The organism is Tychonema sp. LEGE 07196 (assembly GCF_963890365.1).
Lineage (GTDB): Bacteria > Cyanobacteriota > Cyanobacteriia > Cyanobacteriales > Microcoleaceae > Microcoleus.
This window is the reverse complement of sequence record NZ_CAWPRX010000155.1, coordinates 17,633-34,230: the sequence shown is the minus strand read 5'-3', so window position 1 is coordinate 34,230 and position 16,598 is coordinate 17,633. Positions and strand designations below refer to the sequence as shown.

General features: G+C 44.6%; 13 protein-coding genes. 10 read left to right on the top strand and 3 right to left on the bottom strand.

The genetic code is table 11. The features are described from left to right. Window positions 1-44: 44 nt before the first annotated feature. Complete coding sequence (gene menA, locus AACV78_RS17985) at window positions 45-941, bottom strand: 2-carboxy-1,4-naphthoquinone phytyltransferase (RefSeq protein ID WP_194011767.1); 897 nt, start codon at window positions 939-941, stop codon at window positions 45-47. Between the two features lie 59 nt (window positions 942-1,000). Between menA and AACV78_RS17980 the strand changes: the two genes are divergently transcribed. The 3 genes from AACV78_RS17980 to menD all read left to right on the top strand — a co-directional run bounded on the left by AACV78_RS17980 (window position 1,001) and on the right by menD (window position 5,008). After that, complete coding sequence (locus tag AACV78_RS17980; RefSeq protein WP_194011768.1) at window positions 1,001-1,291, top strand: hypothetical protein; 291 nt, start codon at window positions 1,001-1,003, stop codon at window positions 1,289-1,291. Between the two features lie 248 nt (window positions 1,292-1,539). Then, complete coding sequence (locus AACV78_RS17975) at window positions 1,540-2,973, top strand: isochorismate synthase (RefSeq protein WP_194011769.1); 1,434 nt, start codon at window positions 1,540-1,542, stop codon at window positions 2,971-2,973. Window positions 2,974-3,130: 157 nt separating this feature from the next. Then, window positions 3,131-5,008 (top strand): 2-succinyl-5-enolpyruvyl-6-hydroxy-3-cyclohexene-1-carboxylic-acid synthase, encoded by a 1,878-nt coding sequence (gene menD / locus AACV78_RS17970; RefSeq protein ID WP_194074319.1) that lies wholly within the window; start codon window positions 3,131-3,133, stop codon window positions 5,006-5,008. A gap of 74 nt (window positions 5,009-5,082) precedes the next feature. Here the strand turns inward: menD and grxC are convergent, their stop codons facing one another. Then, window positions 5,083-5,397: a glutaredoxin 3 gene (grxC, locus tag AACV78_RS17965; RefSeq protein WP_194012570.1), complete on the bottom strand. Its 315-nt coding sequence runs from the start codon at window positions 5,395-5,397 to the stop codon at window positions 5,083-5,085. A gap of 260 nt (window positions 5,398-5,657) precedes the next feature. Between grxC and AACV78_RS17960 the strand changes: the two genes are divergently transcribed. Beyond that, window positions 5,658-5,873: a hypothetical protein gene (locus tag AACV78_RS17960; protein WP_194012571.1), complete on the top strand. Its 216-nt coding sequence runs from the start codon at window positions 5,658-5,660 to the stop codon at window positions 5,871-5,873. A 255-nt stretch (window positions 5,874-6,128) separates the two neighbouring features. On the opposite strand, the gene AACV78_RS17955 is transcribed toward AACV78_RS17960, so the two are convergent. Next, a complete protein-coding gene (locus AACV78_RS17955; protein ID WP_194012572.1) occupies window positions 6,129-6,995 on the bottom strand; it encodes a WYL domain-containing protein in 867 nt (288 codons plus the stop codon). Between the two features lie 97 nt (window positions 6,996-7,092). Here AACV78_RS17955 and cas3 point away from each other — a divergent pair, with 97 nt between their 5' ends. The 6 genes from cas3 to cas6 all read left to right on the top strand — a co-directional run bounded on the left by cas3 (window position 7,093) and on the right by cas6 (window position 16,379). Then, a complete protein-coding gene (gene cas3 / locus AACV78_RS17950) occupies window positions 7,093-9,273 on the top strand; it encodes a type I-D CRISPR-associated helicase Cas3' (protein WP_194012573.1) in 2,181 nt (726 codons plus the stop codon). A gap of 407 nt (window positions 9,274-9,680) precedes the next feature. After that, complete coding sequence (locus tag AACV78_RS17945; RefSeq protein WP_194012574.1) at window positions 9,681-9,932, top strand: hypothetical protein; 252 nt, start codon at window positions 9,681-9,683, stop codon at window positions 9,930-9,932. Window positions 9,933-10,069: 137 nt separating this feature from the next. Next, window positions 10,070-13,438 (top strand): type I-D CRISPR-associated protein Cas10d/Csc3, encoded by a 3,369-nt coding sequence (gene cas10d / locus AACV78_RS17940; RefSeq protein WP_194012575.1) that lies wholly within the window; start codon window positions 10,070-10,072, stop codon window positions 13,436-13,438. A 69-nt stretch (window positions 13,439-13,507) separates the two neighbouring features. Then, on the top strand, window positions 13,508-14,521 hold the full coding sequence (gene cas7d / locus AACV78_RS17935) for a type I-D CRISPR-associated protein Cas7/Csc2 (RefSeq protein ID WP_194012576.1): 1,014 nt from the start codon (window positions 13,508-13,510) through the stop codon (window positions 14,519-14,521). Window positions 14,522-14,526: 5 nt separating this feature from the next. After that, complete coding sequence (gene cas5d / locus AACV78_RS17930) at window positions 14,527-15,231, top strand: type I-D CRISPR-associated protein Cas5/Csc1 (RefSeq protein WP_194012577.1); 705 nt, start codon at window positions 14,527-14,529, stop codon at window positions 15,229-15,231. Window positions 15,232-15,539: 308 nt separating this feature from the next. Beyond that, the gene (gene cas6, locus AACV78_RS17925) at window positions 15,540-16,379 is read left to right on the top strand and encodes a CRISPR-associated endoribonuclease Cas6 (RefSeq protein ID WP_194011916.1); all 840 of its coding nucleotides are present in this window, start codon (window positions 15,540-15,542) and stop codon (window positions 16,377-16,379) included. Window positions 16,380-16,598: the final 219 nt, after the last annotated feature.

Genomic DNA, 16,598 nt, shown 5'->3' with positions numbered 1-16,598 from the left:
AGCAAACCATACCTCCATTTTACCGGAATTGTCGATCGCCCGAACTACAAGACAAACCCCAGCGCCAGCAGCAATCCGCTCGAAAAATGCAGCGCGACTGCAATAAACTTACAGTTGCTGACCTTTGCCGGTTGGTCGTGATATTCTGCGACATGGCGACAAAGGTCGATCGCAAAAAACAAACTCCCAAAAATCAACAACGTCCAAATTGGAAACATTCGCAACGCCACAAACAGCACAGTCAAAGCATAAATGCTGCCGCACGACCACTGCAACAACAGCGCACCTTTTTTCGTACCCAACCGGACAATCGGTGATTTTTTCCCCGCCGCCAAATCGTCATCAACTTGATGAAAATGCGAACAAAATAAGATGATACTCGTAGTAATTCCCACGATTGTCGAAGCAGCAAAATTAGTCGCAGACCAAGTTTGAGTTTGACTGTAATAAGCAGCAGCTAAAGCTAGCGGCCCGAAGGTGAAAAAGCAAATTATTTCGCCTAAACCCTGATAGCCCAGACGAAACGGAGGCCCTTGATAGGTATAGCCGAGGGCACAACACAACACTACTAGCCAAATTACTGTTGGGTCTTGTTGCCACCAGGAAATAGCGCAGATTCCCGACACTCCGACGGCTAAAAATAAATTGGCAATCCAGAAAACTAAAGCTTTATTTCCGGTTAAGTTAACTACGGAATGCGCTTTATTTTTATCGATGCCTGTTTCCGAGTCAAATACATCATTACTGAGATTCAGCCATGCTATAATTAAAATGGCTGACATTAAAAATGTCGAAAAGATTGACGAATTAATCGTTTTAGTTTCGGCAAAAGCTATTGCAGTTCCTACTGAAATAGGAATCACCGCAACACTGTACATAGGCGGCTTGATTGCGGCCAGCCACAATTTACTATTTGGACGTTCAATTATCTTTGTTGTCATTACACAAACTTGATGCAATTGATAGCAGCTTGGTAATTTTACAATTTTATTGGTGAAGAATGTCTGCTCTGTATCCGCTTGAGTGCGCCTCCGGCATCCGTCGATCGCCTTTGTGGGTTCTGGCGCGCCCGAGAATGCCCGCCAGTCAACCTCTGCGGGGTCGATCGCAGGCGAAGCCCAGACTTAGCGGCTCAATCTTAAGTTTTATGTCTAAATGTTTCGGTCGATCGCGCGTTGGCGCAGCCCTAGAACAGGATCGTCTGTTTTTTGCCCGCAGCCTGTCCAAACTGTCGGGAAACTCGAAAGGTCATGTTTTGCGATCGACCCAGACCGTGGTTAGATCGAAATAGGGTTTCTAGCGCCCTACGCTTGGGCTCAGAAGACCGGGCGCTTAAAACCGCATCTATACAAACAAAACCCGAGCTCAGAGGGGTTGAAGAGTGGGCGGTTAAAATTACGCTATCTTCTTCAGTTCGCGGAAGCGGACGAAAATTTGATTTGACAAGAAGCGGTTTCAACCGCCGACTTATCAATCGCGCATTGGGTTCTAGCGGGACAAAACCGCACTCTTTCTGACAAATCTGCTATTCTCGATTTCATGACAGTAATACCGCACCGCCCTAATATTTTGCAAGACCGCAATCAACTGCATAAGTTTCTGTTAGATTGTCAGCAGTCTTTAACAGAAAAAGATCGAACAAAAATAGTTAGTATTTCTCAGGAGATTTCCCCCGTCGATCCGCTAGCGGTACTGCAAGAAATTGCCGCACCCGACGGCAGACATTTTTATTTTGAAAAAAGAGACCCTCTTGGAGATAATAGTTTTGCCATCGCCGCCCTAGATTCCACCATCCATTTCACAGCAGCGGGAAGCGATCGATTTGCCCTCACTCAAAATTTTATTCAATCTTGTCTTGCTCGAACAATTACCATCGGTACAGAACGCTTGCCCTTCAGCGGGCCTCACTTTTTTTGTAGCTTTGCTTTTTTCGATGAAAATTTCGCCACCAATTCTTACTTTCCACCGGCCACCATATTTTTACCCAAATGGCAAATTACTAGCCTAAAAGATAGCTGTACGCTGGTCGCAAATACCATCATCAGCCGAGATATAAATATTAAAGATATTGCCAAAAATATTTGGTTAGAAATTGACAAAATTGCCTCTCTAAAATTTATTAAAAAACCTAGCAATAGCAACATTCCAATATCTTTAAAACAAATCCCTGTAAATGATGCGGCTCAATTCAAAACATCTGTAAAATCTGCCTTAGAATCGATCGATTCTAAATATTTCAGTAAACTTGTGTTGTCTCAAGCCATAAATGTCATTTCTCCAACACCTTTTAATTTAATAGATTCCTTAAACAACTTGCGCCTTTCCTATCCAGGTTGCTACGTATTTTCCACCAGTAACGGCAAAGGTCAGCAATTTATCGGTGCCAGTCCCGAACGGTTAATCAGCATTTACAACAATCAGTTAGTAACATATGCCTTAGCCGGTTCTGCGCCCAGGGGAAAAACAGAGGCGGAAGATGCGGATTTAGGCAAAGGTTTACTGAACAGCGAAAAGGATATTAGAGAACATCAAGTTGTGATTGATTTTATAGTCGATCGCTTTTTGACTCTCGGTATAAATCCCGACTTTTCCCCGCTGCCGAAACTGCTGAAACTGTCAAATATTCAGCATTTGTGGACACCAATCACTGCTGGAATTCCCGTAGATATTCACTTGTTAAAAATTTTAGCACAACTGCATCCAACACCAGCGGTGGCAGGCCTGCCGAGGGATATTGCCCTACAGCAAATTCGCGCTTGCGAAAGCTACGATCGCTCTTTGTATGCAGCAGCCCTGGGCTGGATCGATCGCAGCGGTAACGGCGAATTTGCCGTGGGCATCCGATCGGCATTAATCGACGGATCTCGGGCTATACTCTATGCTGGCGCCGGTATTGTAGCAGGTTCGGAACCCGAAAAAGAACTAGCAGAAATTCAGCTAAAATTGCAGGCACTTTTAAATGCTTTAGTTTAGGAATATAGCCTTTCTGTGCTCTGGTATGAGGTACTATCCGGCATAGGCCGCCGTGGCCTCCGTGGCCAAACCGGGCATAGGCCGCCGTGGGCATACCTCACCGCGCTTGAGAAAGGCTATATCTCATAAAAATACCATCGATCGCCAAAACAACAAAATGCTTGACTTTCGGAACACAAACACCCTCTGGGCTTCCATAATAGCCGAGACTTTGCAGCGACTGAAACTAACAACAGCCGTAATTTGTCCCGGTTCGCGATCGGCACCGCTAACAATAGCCTTCGCCCAAAATAATCAAATAGAAACTATCCCCATACTCGACGAGCGATCGGCAAGTTTTTTTGCATTAGGAATAGCCAAAAGATCCGGTGTACCAACCGCACTAATTTGTACCTCTGGAACCGCCGCCGCCAACTTTTTTCCTGCGATAATAGAAGCAAGAGAAAGTCGAATTCCGCTGCTAATTTTCACAGCAGACAGACCTCCCGAACTCCGCGACTGTCACGCCGGACAAGCCATAGATCAAGTGAAAATCTACGGCAATTATCCCAACTGGCAAGCCGAATTAGCAATCCCTTCAGCAGAATTAGGGATGCTAGGCTATCTGCGACAGACAGTAATGTATGCGATCGAGCGATCGACCTTTCCCACACCAGGCCCCGTCCACCTCAACGTCCCCCTGCGCGATCCGCTGGTACCCGTTCCAGATATTGCTGTAGAAGCTTTAGAAACCGAATTTAATTCAGAAGATTTCTTTGCAGGATTAGAACCGATTGTTGTAGCAGAAACTTCTACCCCCCCCAGCCCCCCCTTGCTAAGGGGGGGAGTAGGAAGTGCAATGGAACAATGGCAGAAGTGTAGCAGAGGGATCATTATTGCAGGGGTAGCCCAGCCTCAAGATGCAGAAAAGTATTGTAGTGCGATCGCCCGAATTTCCCAACTATTAAACTGGCCAGTTTTAGCAGAAGGATTATCGCCCTTAAGAAACCGCGCCCAACTCAACCCCCATCTAATATCCACCTACGATACAATCCTGCGAAACCGCGAACTAGCAGAAAAATTAAGACCAGAAATCGCCATTCAAATCGGAGACTTACCCACAAGTAAAGAACTGCGAAACTGGCTAGACAAAACCCAACCCAAACGCTACATAATCGACCCCAGCCACCACAACTTCGATCCGCTACACGGCAAAACAATTCACCTGCGAACCTCCGTAGAAAACCTAGCAACTAATCTCGCAACTAAATTAACTTCAGTCCCCCCCCTTACCAAGGGGGGGTTAGGGGGGGATCGAACAGGCAAAAACTCCCCTCCAGACTCTCCAGTCCCCCCCCTTACCAAGGGGGGGCTAGGGGGGGTTCAAACCTCGCCATCAAACCAATACCTCCAACTTTGGCACAACGCCGAAATCCAAGTCAGACAAACCATAGACCAAAAAATATCAGAAATTAACAACATAATCGAACCCAAAGTTTCCTGGCTGCTTTCCCAAATTTTGCCGCTTGGAACACCGATATTTATTGCTAACAGTATGCCCGTGCGAGATGTCGAATTTTTCTGGAAGCCGAACAACTTAGAAATCAAACCATTTGTCAATCGCGGCGCTAACGGCATCGACGGCACCCTGTCAACAGCTTTGGGAGTTGCCCACCGCAATCAAAGCAGTATATTGCTAACAGGCGATTTAGCTTTTTTGCACGATACAAACGGTTTTTTGATTCAAAATAAATTTGTCGGTCATCTGACAATTGTTTTAATTAATAACAACGGTGGCGGAATTTTTGAAATGTTGCCAGTTGCCAAATTTGACCCGCCCTTTGAAGAGTTTTTTGCCACGCCGCAGGATATTAACTTTGCTCAGTTGTGTGCAACTTACGGCGTGGAACACGAGATAATCGACGACTGGGAGCAGTTAAAACAAAAATTGTTGGTGCTGCCAAATAACGGTATTCGGGTCTTAGAATTGCTCACAAACAGGCGTACAGATGCTAAATGGCGGCAAGACAATCTCGGTAAATTTGCTAAAGGTTAGTAGTGATGATTTTAGTCCTTTATTTAAGCACTTAAGGACTAAAGTTCTCACTACGAACCTATTATGAACACTATTTAAACTGCTGGTTGAGCTAGCAGCGCATCTAATTCTCCATCTCTATCAAGTTTGTGAATGTCATCGCAGCCGCCGAGGTGTTGGTTGTTAACAAAGATTTGGGGCACGCTGCGCTTTCCGTTGGCGCGTTGGGCCATTGCATTTCTGGCTGCTTCATCGCCGTCTATTTTGTATTCGGTGTAATTTACGCCTTTCCACCACAGCAAAGTTTTTGCCCGGATGCAGTAGGGACAGGTTTGCCAAGTGTAAATTTCTACATTGGCTTTGATGCGATCGGGCGATCGGCCCAAAATGGGATTGAGAAAATCAAGCATTTTCGGTACTGGGGTAAAAATTAAACTGATTGACAGATTCAATCATTTTAGCGAAACGCCATCAGTCCCGCGTCCTACCAAAGGTTAGCTTGCTATGGAATTGCCCGCAGCATCTTTGGCGCTGTGATTCGCGTCACGCATTGACTAAACTCGGATCACTTACGTACACCCCAAATAATCACCTTCGGAACCTAATTAATATCACCGATCTTTTGAGGAAACCAGAGCATGATTAATATATCGAATTCAACCGCACTGCCATGAACTGCTTGCAACTCCTCCCCGGCGCTATCTCTGAAATCATCGCTTCTGTCAGCGACACGGGCGTTTTGACTTTAGCCGATCGCTACGGTTTGATGGCCGCTACCTTGGACGAGTCCCTCAATGACGAAGATAGAGGCTGTGTCAACCGCCTGCTGCGGGCAGTGCTCAGAGGCAGGGTAAGAATGGTGAATGAACTTTCAGCAGCAATGTAGGGTGAGTCAGCGGTAGATAAAGATGGCGAAATTGGTTGGCAGCCGATCGCCCGCCGGAGTCCCTGAGACTTGATATAACGGCGACTTGAATTCGATTTAAAGTTTTCTCCTCTAACAAAACAACGGTTTTTTCGATGTGCAGCCTGTAACGGGCTGCTTTTTTTTGGATTGGTGGGCGGGTTGTCAGAAACCGGGTTTTTCGGAAAAAACCCGGTTTCTTAAGTCCCTGTGCGTTTTTCGGTACTTCCAAGTCCTCTAATCGCCGATTTTGATGTCGTACTGGCGGCAGAGGGCGATCAGTTTTTGTTGGAAGCGATCGCGCACGCTGTCTGGAGAGGCGATCGCGCAATCTTCCCAATAGGGGGCAAGTTCGCGGAAAAACCAGAAGGTATTGAAAATCTGACGGGTAACTCGTCTCATTGGCGGATCTCCTTCTAAGTCGCTGACTTCCACATCGCCTTGCTTTCGTCTGTAGTTAAAGGCAAGCCTGCCAAATAAGTGAAATTCTACGGAAATCCTGTCTAGATCCGGCAGCCAAGGTTGATCGACCGAAATCACCGCAGCATCTTCAATGCGATCGAGGAGTAGCGTCCAGTTGTGTTCGAGTCCCAATACATCCTGGTTGCCCTCCGATTCTTCACAGCGACACACTAAATATTGCCGCTTTTCAATAGGAATCATTTTCGCGTGTAAAACTGTGTAACTCCAAAGGCGATCGGCTGCATCTCGATAGGAAAGGCGAAATGGTTGGTGTCTGTGGATAAAATTATCGATTTTTTGCCGCCAAGCAGGTAATGGGTTGCTCAAAAACCGATCGATTTCAGCCCGGAAGGGGAGAGTTAGTTCGCTGCGATCGCTCAACAATTGGGCAATTGCCAGCGCTTCATCAATTTTACCCAAGTCAAGCAATTGCTGTCGGGCGAGGTCTAGGGCTTGGATGCGGGTTTGGGGCCAGTCGTGGTTGGGGGCGATCGTCAGTTGGCGGCGGGCGATCGCTTCTATCAGTTTGGATATGTTCGGGCGATCGCCCCACGTCTTCCCGAATTCTTGGGCCAAGGCTTCCAACTCAGTTTTATCTCGTTCAGAAACCGATAGGGTGATCGATTGACCTTTGCGACTCATAAATATACGGACACTTTCTCATTGTACAGGCTTGATTATCTCTATTGTCGGTGTCAATATGGGGGATATCTACTTTCTACGGACACAGATTCAGCATATGTCCGATTACCAGATTACTCTCAAATCCGTTTACTCCTGTCCCGCTGCGGAAATTCCCAAGGGAGTTAAATTACCCGAAGGTTGGAAACTTTCTTGGCATCAAGCCGAAACTTTAAAGGCAATTCGCAATCCCAATATTGATGTCATTTTCAACTCAGCTATCACTAGCGATGGCAAAAGTTTAGCTGCTTTTTTAGAAACATTGCAGACAGATTGTTGTGTAGTGGCGCTATATCCGACGAATGAACTGGCGCGAGATCAGGAGACTCAAATTCAGCGCTATATCGAACAATTCCAACCCGATCATCAACCCCGCGTTGTCCGACTTAGCGGCTCGGAATTAGAAATCTATGCAGAAAATGAAAAACTGAGAAAAGCAGCCGCGATCGCATCTCGCACAGGTCAATCAGAGATTTTATTAACTAACCCTGATATCTTGCACTATCTCCACCGAGGAGCGTATTTAAGCTCTGAAGATAGCCCCGATAAACTGTGGGGTCGCATCGACAAAGATTTTGACCTATCCATTTTTGATGAATTTCATGTTTTAGCATCTCCCCAGATTGCCAGCGTCATCAATACTATGTTGTTAATTCGCAATACAAACCGCCGAAAAAAGTTTGTATTCCTGTCAGCAACTCCTGACGACCAATTAATTAGCAGACTAGAAATAGCAGGTTTTCGCTGTCAAACTATCGACCCTTTAAAAGCAGGCAAATATCAGTTTCCCGATCGCCCTGCAGAAATCGAACAGTTGAAAGCAGACTCCTGGCGGGAGATATTGAGGGAAAGTACGCTGACTTTTATTTCCTTAGAACCAACTTCAAAAGCTTCTGAAACTTGGCTGAAGGACAGCGCAAATCTCATCCTGACTCACTTTAAACACAATCCGGGAAGTAAAGGAGCTATTATCCTGAATTCAATTGCTGCCGTCAAGCGGCTGACACCATTTTTTCGGGAATTGTTCGCGCCTCACGGTTTAGTTGTGGGCGAAAATACCGGGTTATCGGGAAAAACGGAAAAAGAGCGATCGCTCTCCTCAGACTTAGTTCTCGGTACTAGCACCATTGATGTCGGGGTAGACTTCAAAATCAATTTGCTAATTTTTGAATCCGCCGATGCGGGCAACTTCATCCAAAGATTGGGAAGGTTGGGGCGACACGATGGCTGCGAGCGCAATGGAGAGTTTATTCAGTTTAAAAATTTCACAGCCATCGCACTCACCCCTAATTTCTTAGTCGAACGCTTGTTTGCAGGGGATACTGCCACTTTAGACTCTAACGGAATTTACGATCGTCCTTTTTTCTATCAACAAATTCGCGAAAACTACCGCCAAATCAACAATTTTGAGGGATATTATTCGCGGTGGGGTGCGGTGCAGTCAGTTCAAATTTGTTGGCAATTAGGGCACAGGACAATTAAACAGCAGTACGCATCAAGTCAGAAAGCTTTTCAGGAAGCTGCTCAAAAAGTATTTAAAACTAGCTTGGGGAAAGTGGCAGGTAATATTAAACAGTGGGGCAAAGAGTGGCAAGAGCGATCGGGTAATAAGACAGGAAATCCAATAGTTGAAGATGCTAGCAGTTTTCGAGGTTCTAGTCCCCTGCAATGCGGGATTTGCGATTTAACCGATTCCCATGAGGCAGACAAATTTAAAACTTACGATTTACCAGGAATTTTGAGCAACTTGGAAATCGAACCGATGACGGAATCTGCATTTATGCGAATGTTGAACGAGACATCGGAACGCCTTGGGCAACCAATTGCCAAAGGTCGATTTAAACATTGTCTTGCTTTTTTGAAGTTGCGTAGTTATCGGGAGGAAAGACTGAATTGGAAATTTACTTATTCGGGAAAATTAGAGGAAAATGCTGCTGCTTGGAAAGTTCAGGTTTTGACGGGGATTGAGGTTGTGCAACCTGAGAATTATTGGATCGGGGAAATCAACAAGCGTTTGAAGAAGCAAGCATTGGTTTGTTATGTGCTGCGCTATCCGGTGGCTGAAGTGCGATCGCGCCTGCGACTGCCGGTGCACTTTCAGATTTATCCGATTTGCGATCGGTACAGTTTCCACGATGCGACTGCACCTTATTCGATCGCCTTTGGGCAGTCGGCCTTGCTTGTGGACACGCTGGCCCACTGGCTCAAAAGCAAGGGGGATGAAATATGGATTGCGTAGAAGGTCAAGCCCTGATAGGGGTTTGGGTTAAGTCAGGTAGGAAGGTAGAAGAACGAACGCCATTAGGAGCGCAGCTAATGTTTTCAATCCCTAATAGGGGGTTAAGCTATCAATAAAAATTAATAAGCTTTTTCTACCTGTCCACACCATAGTACACAAGTATAGCAACGATGACAACTATGTTTAGATCGCTTACACTTAGACAATGGAAAGCTTCGCGGCTCTGTGAGCAACGATCGCGAGTAGGAACACAGATACATAATCGCAGCCCTTCTTGTTCTTTAGACAGAACGGTTTTTAGCGTTACTTTATTTGAGTGGGGATATAACTCCCCATCTCTGCTCCTGTCAGCAGTCAGCAGCCGTGAGTCTTTCCACTCTGTAAAAACTAAACAGGAGACATGAACAATGCCAAAGCCAAAACGCTCTGGTGAGGGAGAGCCTTTGCTATTTATTCCCTATTGCCAGAAACCTTTTTTGGAAAACAAAAAGAAAGTTCGGGGGAAAAATCGCCAACCCTTTGAGTTACTGGAAAAAGCTCTGAGCCTATTGGAGATTGGACTCGACAGAAATGAGTTTGAGTCAGAAGAGGTCAAAGCAGCAGTCTCTCAATTTTTAGTAATCCTCCGAGGATCTAAAAAGGTATCTCAAAGTCGCTAGATAGTAGCACTTTACGAATTTTCAATAGTTAGGCTCTACAGGATTAGTGTAACTACATCAGAGCCTGTAGAGCTTTTTTGTCCAAAATCTCTATCAAAGATAAGTGAGCTCTTTCATAGACTCCCTAGAGGCATAAAATGGCTAAAAAACGTCAAAAACCCGATGAAGAGTATCAACAACTCTCATTATTTGATATTCCAGTTAATTTGATCTCAGAACAATCGGATGATCCAGATGATGACTGGTTGCAAGATGAAGAATTAGGGTCAAACTTTCAAAGATCCGATCGCACAATCCAACCTCAAACTCGCGACTTACTAACCCTCAAACTCTTGCGAGAAGCCATTCAGAGTCAAAATCCAGGCGATCGCGTCATGGGAGACTTCGCAGAATATGTCTTGCCAAATCTGCTGCGAGTTGCCATTGGCGTCACAGCCAAAGGCGGCAAATTTTTTGACGAACTCGATCGGCAAAAAGGAAAAGAGAATGTTAGGCGGGACAATGCAGGCGATCAGTCCCTAAATACTCACCTGCTAAATGGATTATTTCCCGCTAATTTAATTGAACAGCGGTTAGAAAAATTCGATACCACCGTGCGGCGATGCGTGGGAGAACAAGAACGGCGGCTAGTAATTGCTGGCTTTATTCTCCACGACTTTGAAAAATTCCCCGATGTCCCCAACGATTGTCGCAAGTTACCACTAGAACAGCACCGTCAAATTATTGATGAAAAAGTGCGACAGTTAGGACTAGATAGCTTCATCAATCCCAACAATCCAGATACTTATCGAGAATACATTGACGATTTGCTCTGCCTTGCTTACAACGCTCAGCGGCGTTGGGATACTAACTGGAATTTTTCCGAATTTGGGTTAAATCCAGTTTTGCGCGATCGTACACTCCGCAGCCTCTCAGACTTAACCTGTTTAGCAGATTCCCTAGCATCTATTATCAAACATCCCCAAGATGCAGAAAATACCAGACTAAACGAGTTAATCCATAGCCTCAGCGGCGGGCAATTAAAATTTACTTATCACAGCATCGCTGAAAACAGAGGCGTACTTACTAACGTCGTCAATAACGCTTTAATGGAAGTGCATACGGCGCTGAATACCGACGCTTGCACCTACTATGAACCATTGCTTTACCTACCAACAGGTGTAATTTATTTAGCACGGCGGGATGCTCCGGCTATTTCAATTGCAGACTTGCCAGAACGAGTAGTTAGCAAGATTAAAAAACTCTGCGCCGGACAACTGCAACGGCGACAAACTGGCTTTGGCAGAGATGGTAAAGGCATGAAATATGCGGAGTATTATAACCTGTTTTTTGATACATCCGAGTTGATGTTAGTTGCAATTAAGGCTACTTTACGCATTCTTAAAATCGGAAAAAACTCTGTTGCCAAAAGTCGCAGCGATAATCTGATAAAATTTCAAAAGCAGGATGTTTTGTCGGCCGATTACAACTTCAATTTTGACGACGATCTGAGGATTGACCAAATTGCTGAACTTGGCGACTTAGTGAGCCGTAAGATTTGGGGAGAACAGGTTAATACTATCGAAGCTGCACGCAAGAAAGACAAAAAACTACCCGCATTACCTCATCTAGATATTGTCGATGAAATTGCTAAGTTTTGGAACCTGTCCGACTATCTGCCAGCCCTGAGAGAAATTCAACGAATTAATGAACGCCTGAAAGAACTTAAGCTAAAAGGCAATACAGGAGGCGTTCCTTACGAATGGTACTATTTAGCAGCAAAGTACCTAGAACATTACCCAGGAATTGAGGATGTGCGGCAAGTTTGCGAACAGGCGATCGCCCACATTTCCCAAATGATTAAACCCCTTCTTTCACATTACAAATTGCCCGACGGTTGGGACGATTTGCGGCTGTGGGTAACGCGGGTTGTCATGTTACCCGGAAATACACCATTGGACACAGCATCCAGTGACGTATTTTTAGATGAGTTGGAACGCTACCAACTCGCTAAGAAACAGGGTAGAGGAAGACAGTTAATCTGTTCGATTTCCCATTCAGCTTACACGGTGACAGAACAAATGGAATCAGCCGTTTTGTTCACGCCTCAAGTTTACACTAACAAACAAATGTTGGGAGGTTCTAACGCCAAACGCAATATTTCCAGTATTGCAGGTTTGGAAATGATGCTGAGACAAATTTTAATGAATCAAACTCAAGCTGTGGGCAAAAAATTTGAAGATGGCAAATATCGCTATCTCTATTTTTATCCCACATATTACTTTACCCCAGAAACAAATAAGTTCCTGCAAAAAGCCTACACTAGCATTTTTCAAACCCGCTTTGATACCAGCATCCGCAATCATTTTATCAGTAAGGATTTGCAAGCAGATTTTGGGCGCGATCGCTACCAAAGCATCGATGCTTTCCTAATAGATGAAAACATCGAACCAGGAAAAGACCGCACCTTCAAACTTTCCTATCCCGAAGACCAACCCCTAACATTTTACTTCATGGCGCTTCCGCCCGGTCGAGATGCAACTGATACCGAATCTTGGGTAATGCCAACTTGGTTAGCTTTTGCCTTCCCGATGATTCTAGATGTCAAAACTGTGGTTTCAGAGTCGCCTATTCCGCCATTTAATGACGGTGCGGAATTTGAAGAGAGCGTATTTCTTGACAGTGTACCCCAAGCTTTTCGGGTTTTGACGAAGCGAGATCGCTTTCGCCTCGACTATATCCTAGAAGGTTGGGAAGAAAACGGCAAATCTTATCCTGCACCTTTGAATGTTTTAACTGCTGCTTATGCCATTCATCTTGATGTTAATGCAAAACAAGGGAAGTCCGGTTATGACTCCAACTGGGGAAAATTAACTGAACTTGCCACTGATTTTGAAACCAGCCCGCTTTATGTGTTTAGCTACCTAAATAAGTGGGTTCGGAAACAGAAAAATGAAACGGCATCAATTCAAAAGATTAAGCTTTATGCTTATCATTTTTACCCTTGTTTTGACTCCTATGCCAACTATAATCATGAAGAGGATAGATTGACTGTGACAACCGCATCAAGCTTAAACCACCCCCAAAAACTCACGGATTTGTATCGCAGATTCTACCGTGCAAATAAGCGATACAATCCCAAGGCAAATGCTGTACTGAAACCGATTGATATTACCTCTAAAACTATCCTGGAAGCCGATCGCAGTTTTCAAAATGAATCTTTAGTGTTGGCTGTTGCTGCGGAAGTTTCAAAACTCATGGATCGCGTTCACTCTTCTACTGCTGAAGGACGCTGGATTTTCAGCAAGCGGGAGGAAGAACGAGAGGCAATTTTAGAGTTTGCTCGCTACTTTGTTGAGGAGGTATTTGAGAAATCGTTTGCAGGCGATCGGGCCCGTTTAGCTGGTCGCCAAATCAACCTAATCCGAGATACCTGCGAATTTCTTTACCGTTTAGAGAATGATAAGGAAAATCGCGCGCGAGATGACAAATCTCCTGACGTATCTCAGGAAGAAGGTGAGGATTAAAGCTGAAGTTATTGTTCGATCCGCTACACGCAAACAACAAAACTAACATTTTTACATAGGACACAAATCATGATTTTCTTGAAAACAGTTGACTCTAAATTTTTCCACGCTAACATCCCTTACAAACCAATGGGAAAATATGTACATTTTCTGACTGTGCGAGTCACAGAATCTTATCCCCTATTTCAAACAGATGGAGAACTGAATAAAGCGCGGGTGAGGTCAGGAATTCAAGACCAAAAACCAATCAGCCGCCTGACCATGTTTAAGCGCAAGCAATCTACACCAGAACGTTTAGTCGGTCGCGAGTTGCTGCGTAACTACGGTTTGATGACCGCTGAAGATTGCGAATATAATGTCAAGTTTGCCATGAATAACCCTGATTGCATTATCTACGGATTTGCGATCGGTGACTCTGGTTCAGAGAAATCAAAAGTCGTAGTTGACACAGCATTTTCAATTACAGCTTTTGACGAATCTCACGAGACTTTTACCCTCAACGCTCCCTTTGAGAATGGCACAATGGCATCCAAAGGTGAATCTGGTTCAAAAGTCGGAGAAGTAACCAGTCGCATCAATCAGCAAGACCACATCAAACCGCAGATTTTCTTTCCTAGCATTGTCACCCTAAAAGACCCTACAGAAGCTAGTTTTTTGTATGTTTTTAACAACATTCTCAGAACAAGGCACTATGGCGCTCAAACCACCCGCACAGGTAGAGTCAGAAATCAGTTAATTGGTGTTGTATTTGCCGACGGCGAAATTACCAGTAACCTCCGCTGGACGCAAGCAATTTACGACAAATTGCAGGTTGAAGATAAACTTAATTCCAACAACCCTCTCAATGAAGATGATGTAATTGCCGCTGCTAGCGCTGCTATCGAAACATTAATGTCTGAGGAATTTATCGTGCATCAAGACTTTATTGGGGATAAGTTTACGCCATTAATTACAGAAGTTAAAGCTATTATTGGCCATGAAGATGAACTCAAAAAGATGTTGAAAAAAGCTGATGATGAAGCTAAAGCTTACGCGAAGAAGCATATCAAGGGTAAGGCAGGATCTATAGCAGCAGCGGAATAAAAACAATGGCTATTATATATCGCTGTCAAATCGAGTTGCACGATAGCCTTTATTTTGCAACTCGCGAGATAGGGAGACTTTACGAAACAGAGCCGGTAATTCACAATTACGCGCTTTGTTACGCCCTCGGTTTGGTGGATAGCGCCATCTATTCTACCACCGTGGCTGAAGAAGATTCCTATCGCTATTTTTGTCCCGAACAAGTTCCTAAATACGAGCAGCATTTAACGGCGCTCAACCAACAGGGGATTTATGTTACTCCGGCGCGTTCTATTTCTCACTCCTCCACCCTCAATACTTGGAAATACGCCAACAACAACTATCACGTTGAGATGGAGAAAACCCAGAAAAATATCCCCAGTTTTGGCAGAACTAAAGAAATTGCACCGGAAAGCAAATTTGAGTTTTTCATAATCTCAGAAAAGTCTCTGAAACTGGCGAAATGGATTCGTCTGGGAAAGTGGATGAGCAAAGCTGAGTTAACGACTGAAGAAATGGGCAATGGCGATAATCGCAAAAATGGCGATTTTATTTTCCCTTATTTGCTCAATCCCTTAGATGTGATGTTTTCCCATCAAGTCCTCAGCTACGACGTGGTGAATATGCCGCCAGTAAGTTTGATTCAAAATATCAAAATTCGCGGCGAACATTACCAGTTTGAAAACCTCAGAATTCCAGCTTGTATGGAATATCGCTTTCGGGCTAATTAAATTTCAAAAAGGTTTGTAGTGAGGAATAAAACTTTCACTATAAACTTACTGAGTTAGGACTTACGCACGGGGGCAGAAACCGGGTTTTTACGAAAATCCTTCGTTGTTATACCAAATTCATAAAATAGCGCTACATATCTACCCCCCCCCAACCCCCCCTTATTAAGGGGGGGAGTAAAACTTTCTTGGTAGCATAATTTTATGAAATTGGTATTACCTGCAGATTAGGTAAAAAACCCGGTTTCTTTGGCCTTGCACAAATCCTGTGAATTTTCTTTTTTCCATACCAACAAATGAGCTAACAAACTATGCCGCACAGCCTCATCCTCAACCTCCTCCCCCTCTCCCCAGTATCCCCTGGATACCTAACGGGAAGACACCTGCACGCCCTCTTTCTCACCCTTGTGAGCTCCGTTGACAAAGAACTCGGCAACTACCTGCACGAAGCTGCAGCAGATAAAGCTTTCACCCTCAGCCCTTTACAAACTAAAAAATGCCCTTTCAAAAAACACCATTTTTTGCAATGGGAGCACTCACAACCCATTCCCGAACATACCCTTTGTTGGTGGCGAATTACTCTTCTCGATGACTCTCTATTTGGGAAATTAACTCAGCTTTGGCTGAATCTTAATCCCTCGAAACCGTGGCATCTGGGCCCTACTGATTTGTTAATTACTAAGATTTTGGGAACGCCACAAGTAGATATGCCTTGGGCTAATGCTTGCGATTACTCTCAATTGTACGATCGCGCTTCTGACACTAATCGAGCGATCGCCTTTAGCCTCGCTACTCCAACATCTTTTCGTCAAGGGAAATTTGATTCAGTTTTGCCCACGAGAGAATGCGTTTTTAACAGGCTTCTCACTCGCTGGAACAAGTACAGCGGTATTGAGATTTCTCCGCTGTCGCTGGATGCACTTTTTCCGAGTTTTGTCAATATCAAAACAGAAGTTACGAGTAATTATCACAGCAATTTTATCGGAGTTGTTGGGGAAGTTACTTATCGAATCTTGGGAGATGTGGAGCCGTTGGCTATTAAACAAATTAATGCTTTGGCTGATTTTGCTTTGTACTGCGGGTTGGGGAGAAAAACACCGATGGGCATGGGAATGACGCGCCGGATTTTTGTTAAAAATTCTCAAGATTGAGAGGATAGAGGAGTGAAGCATTACTGTCAACTTAATGGCTTGTTTAGTAGGGGGTTACAGTTTGAACATTAGGCCTTCGATCCCCCCTAGCCCCCCTTAACAAGGGGGGGACAAGAGTGTCCAAGTTCTTTCATAAAGTGGGAGAATTTAAAGGGTTCAAAGTCAGCCCCTACTCTTCTTATTAAGGGGATGCGAGGGGGATCGAGACTTGGCTATTAA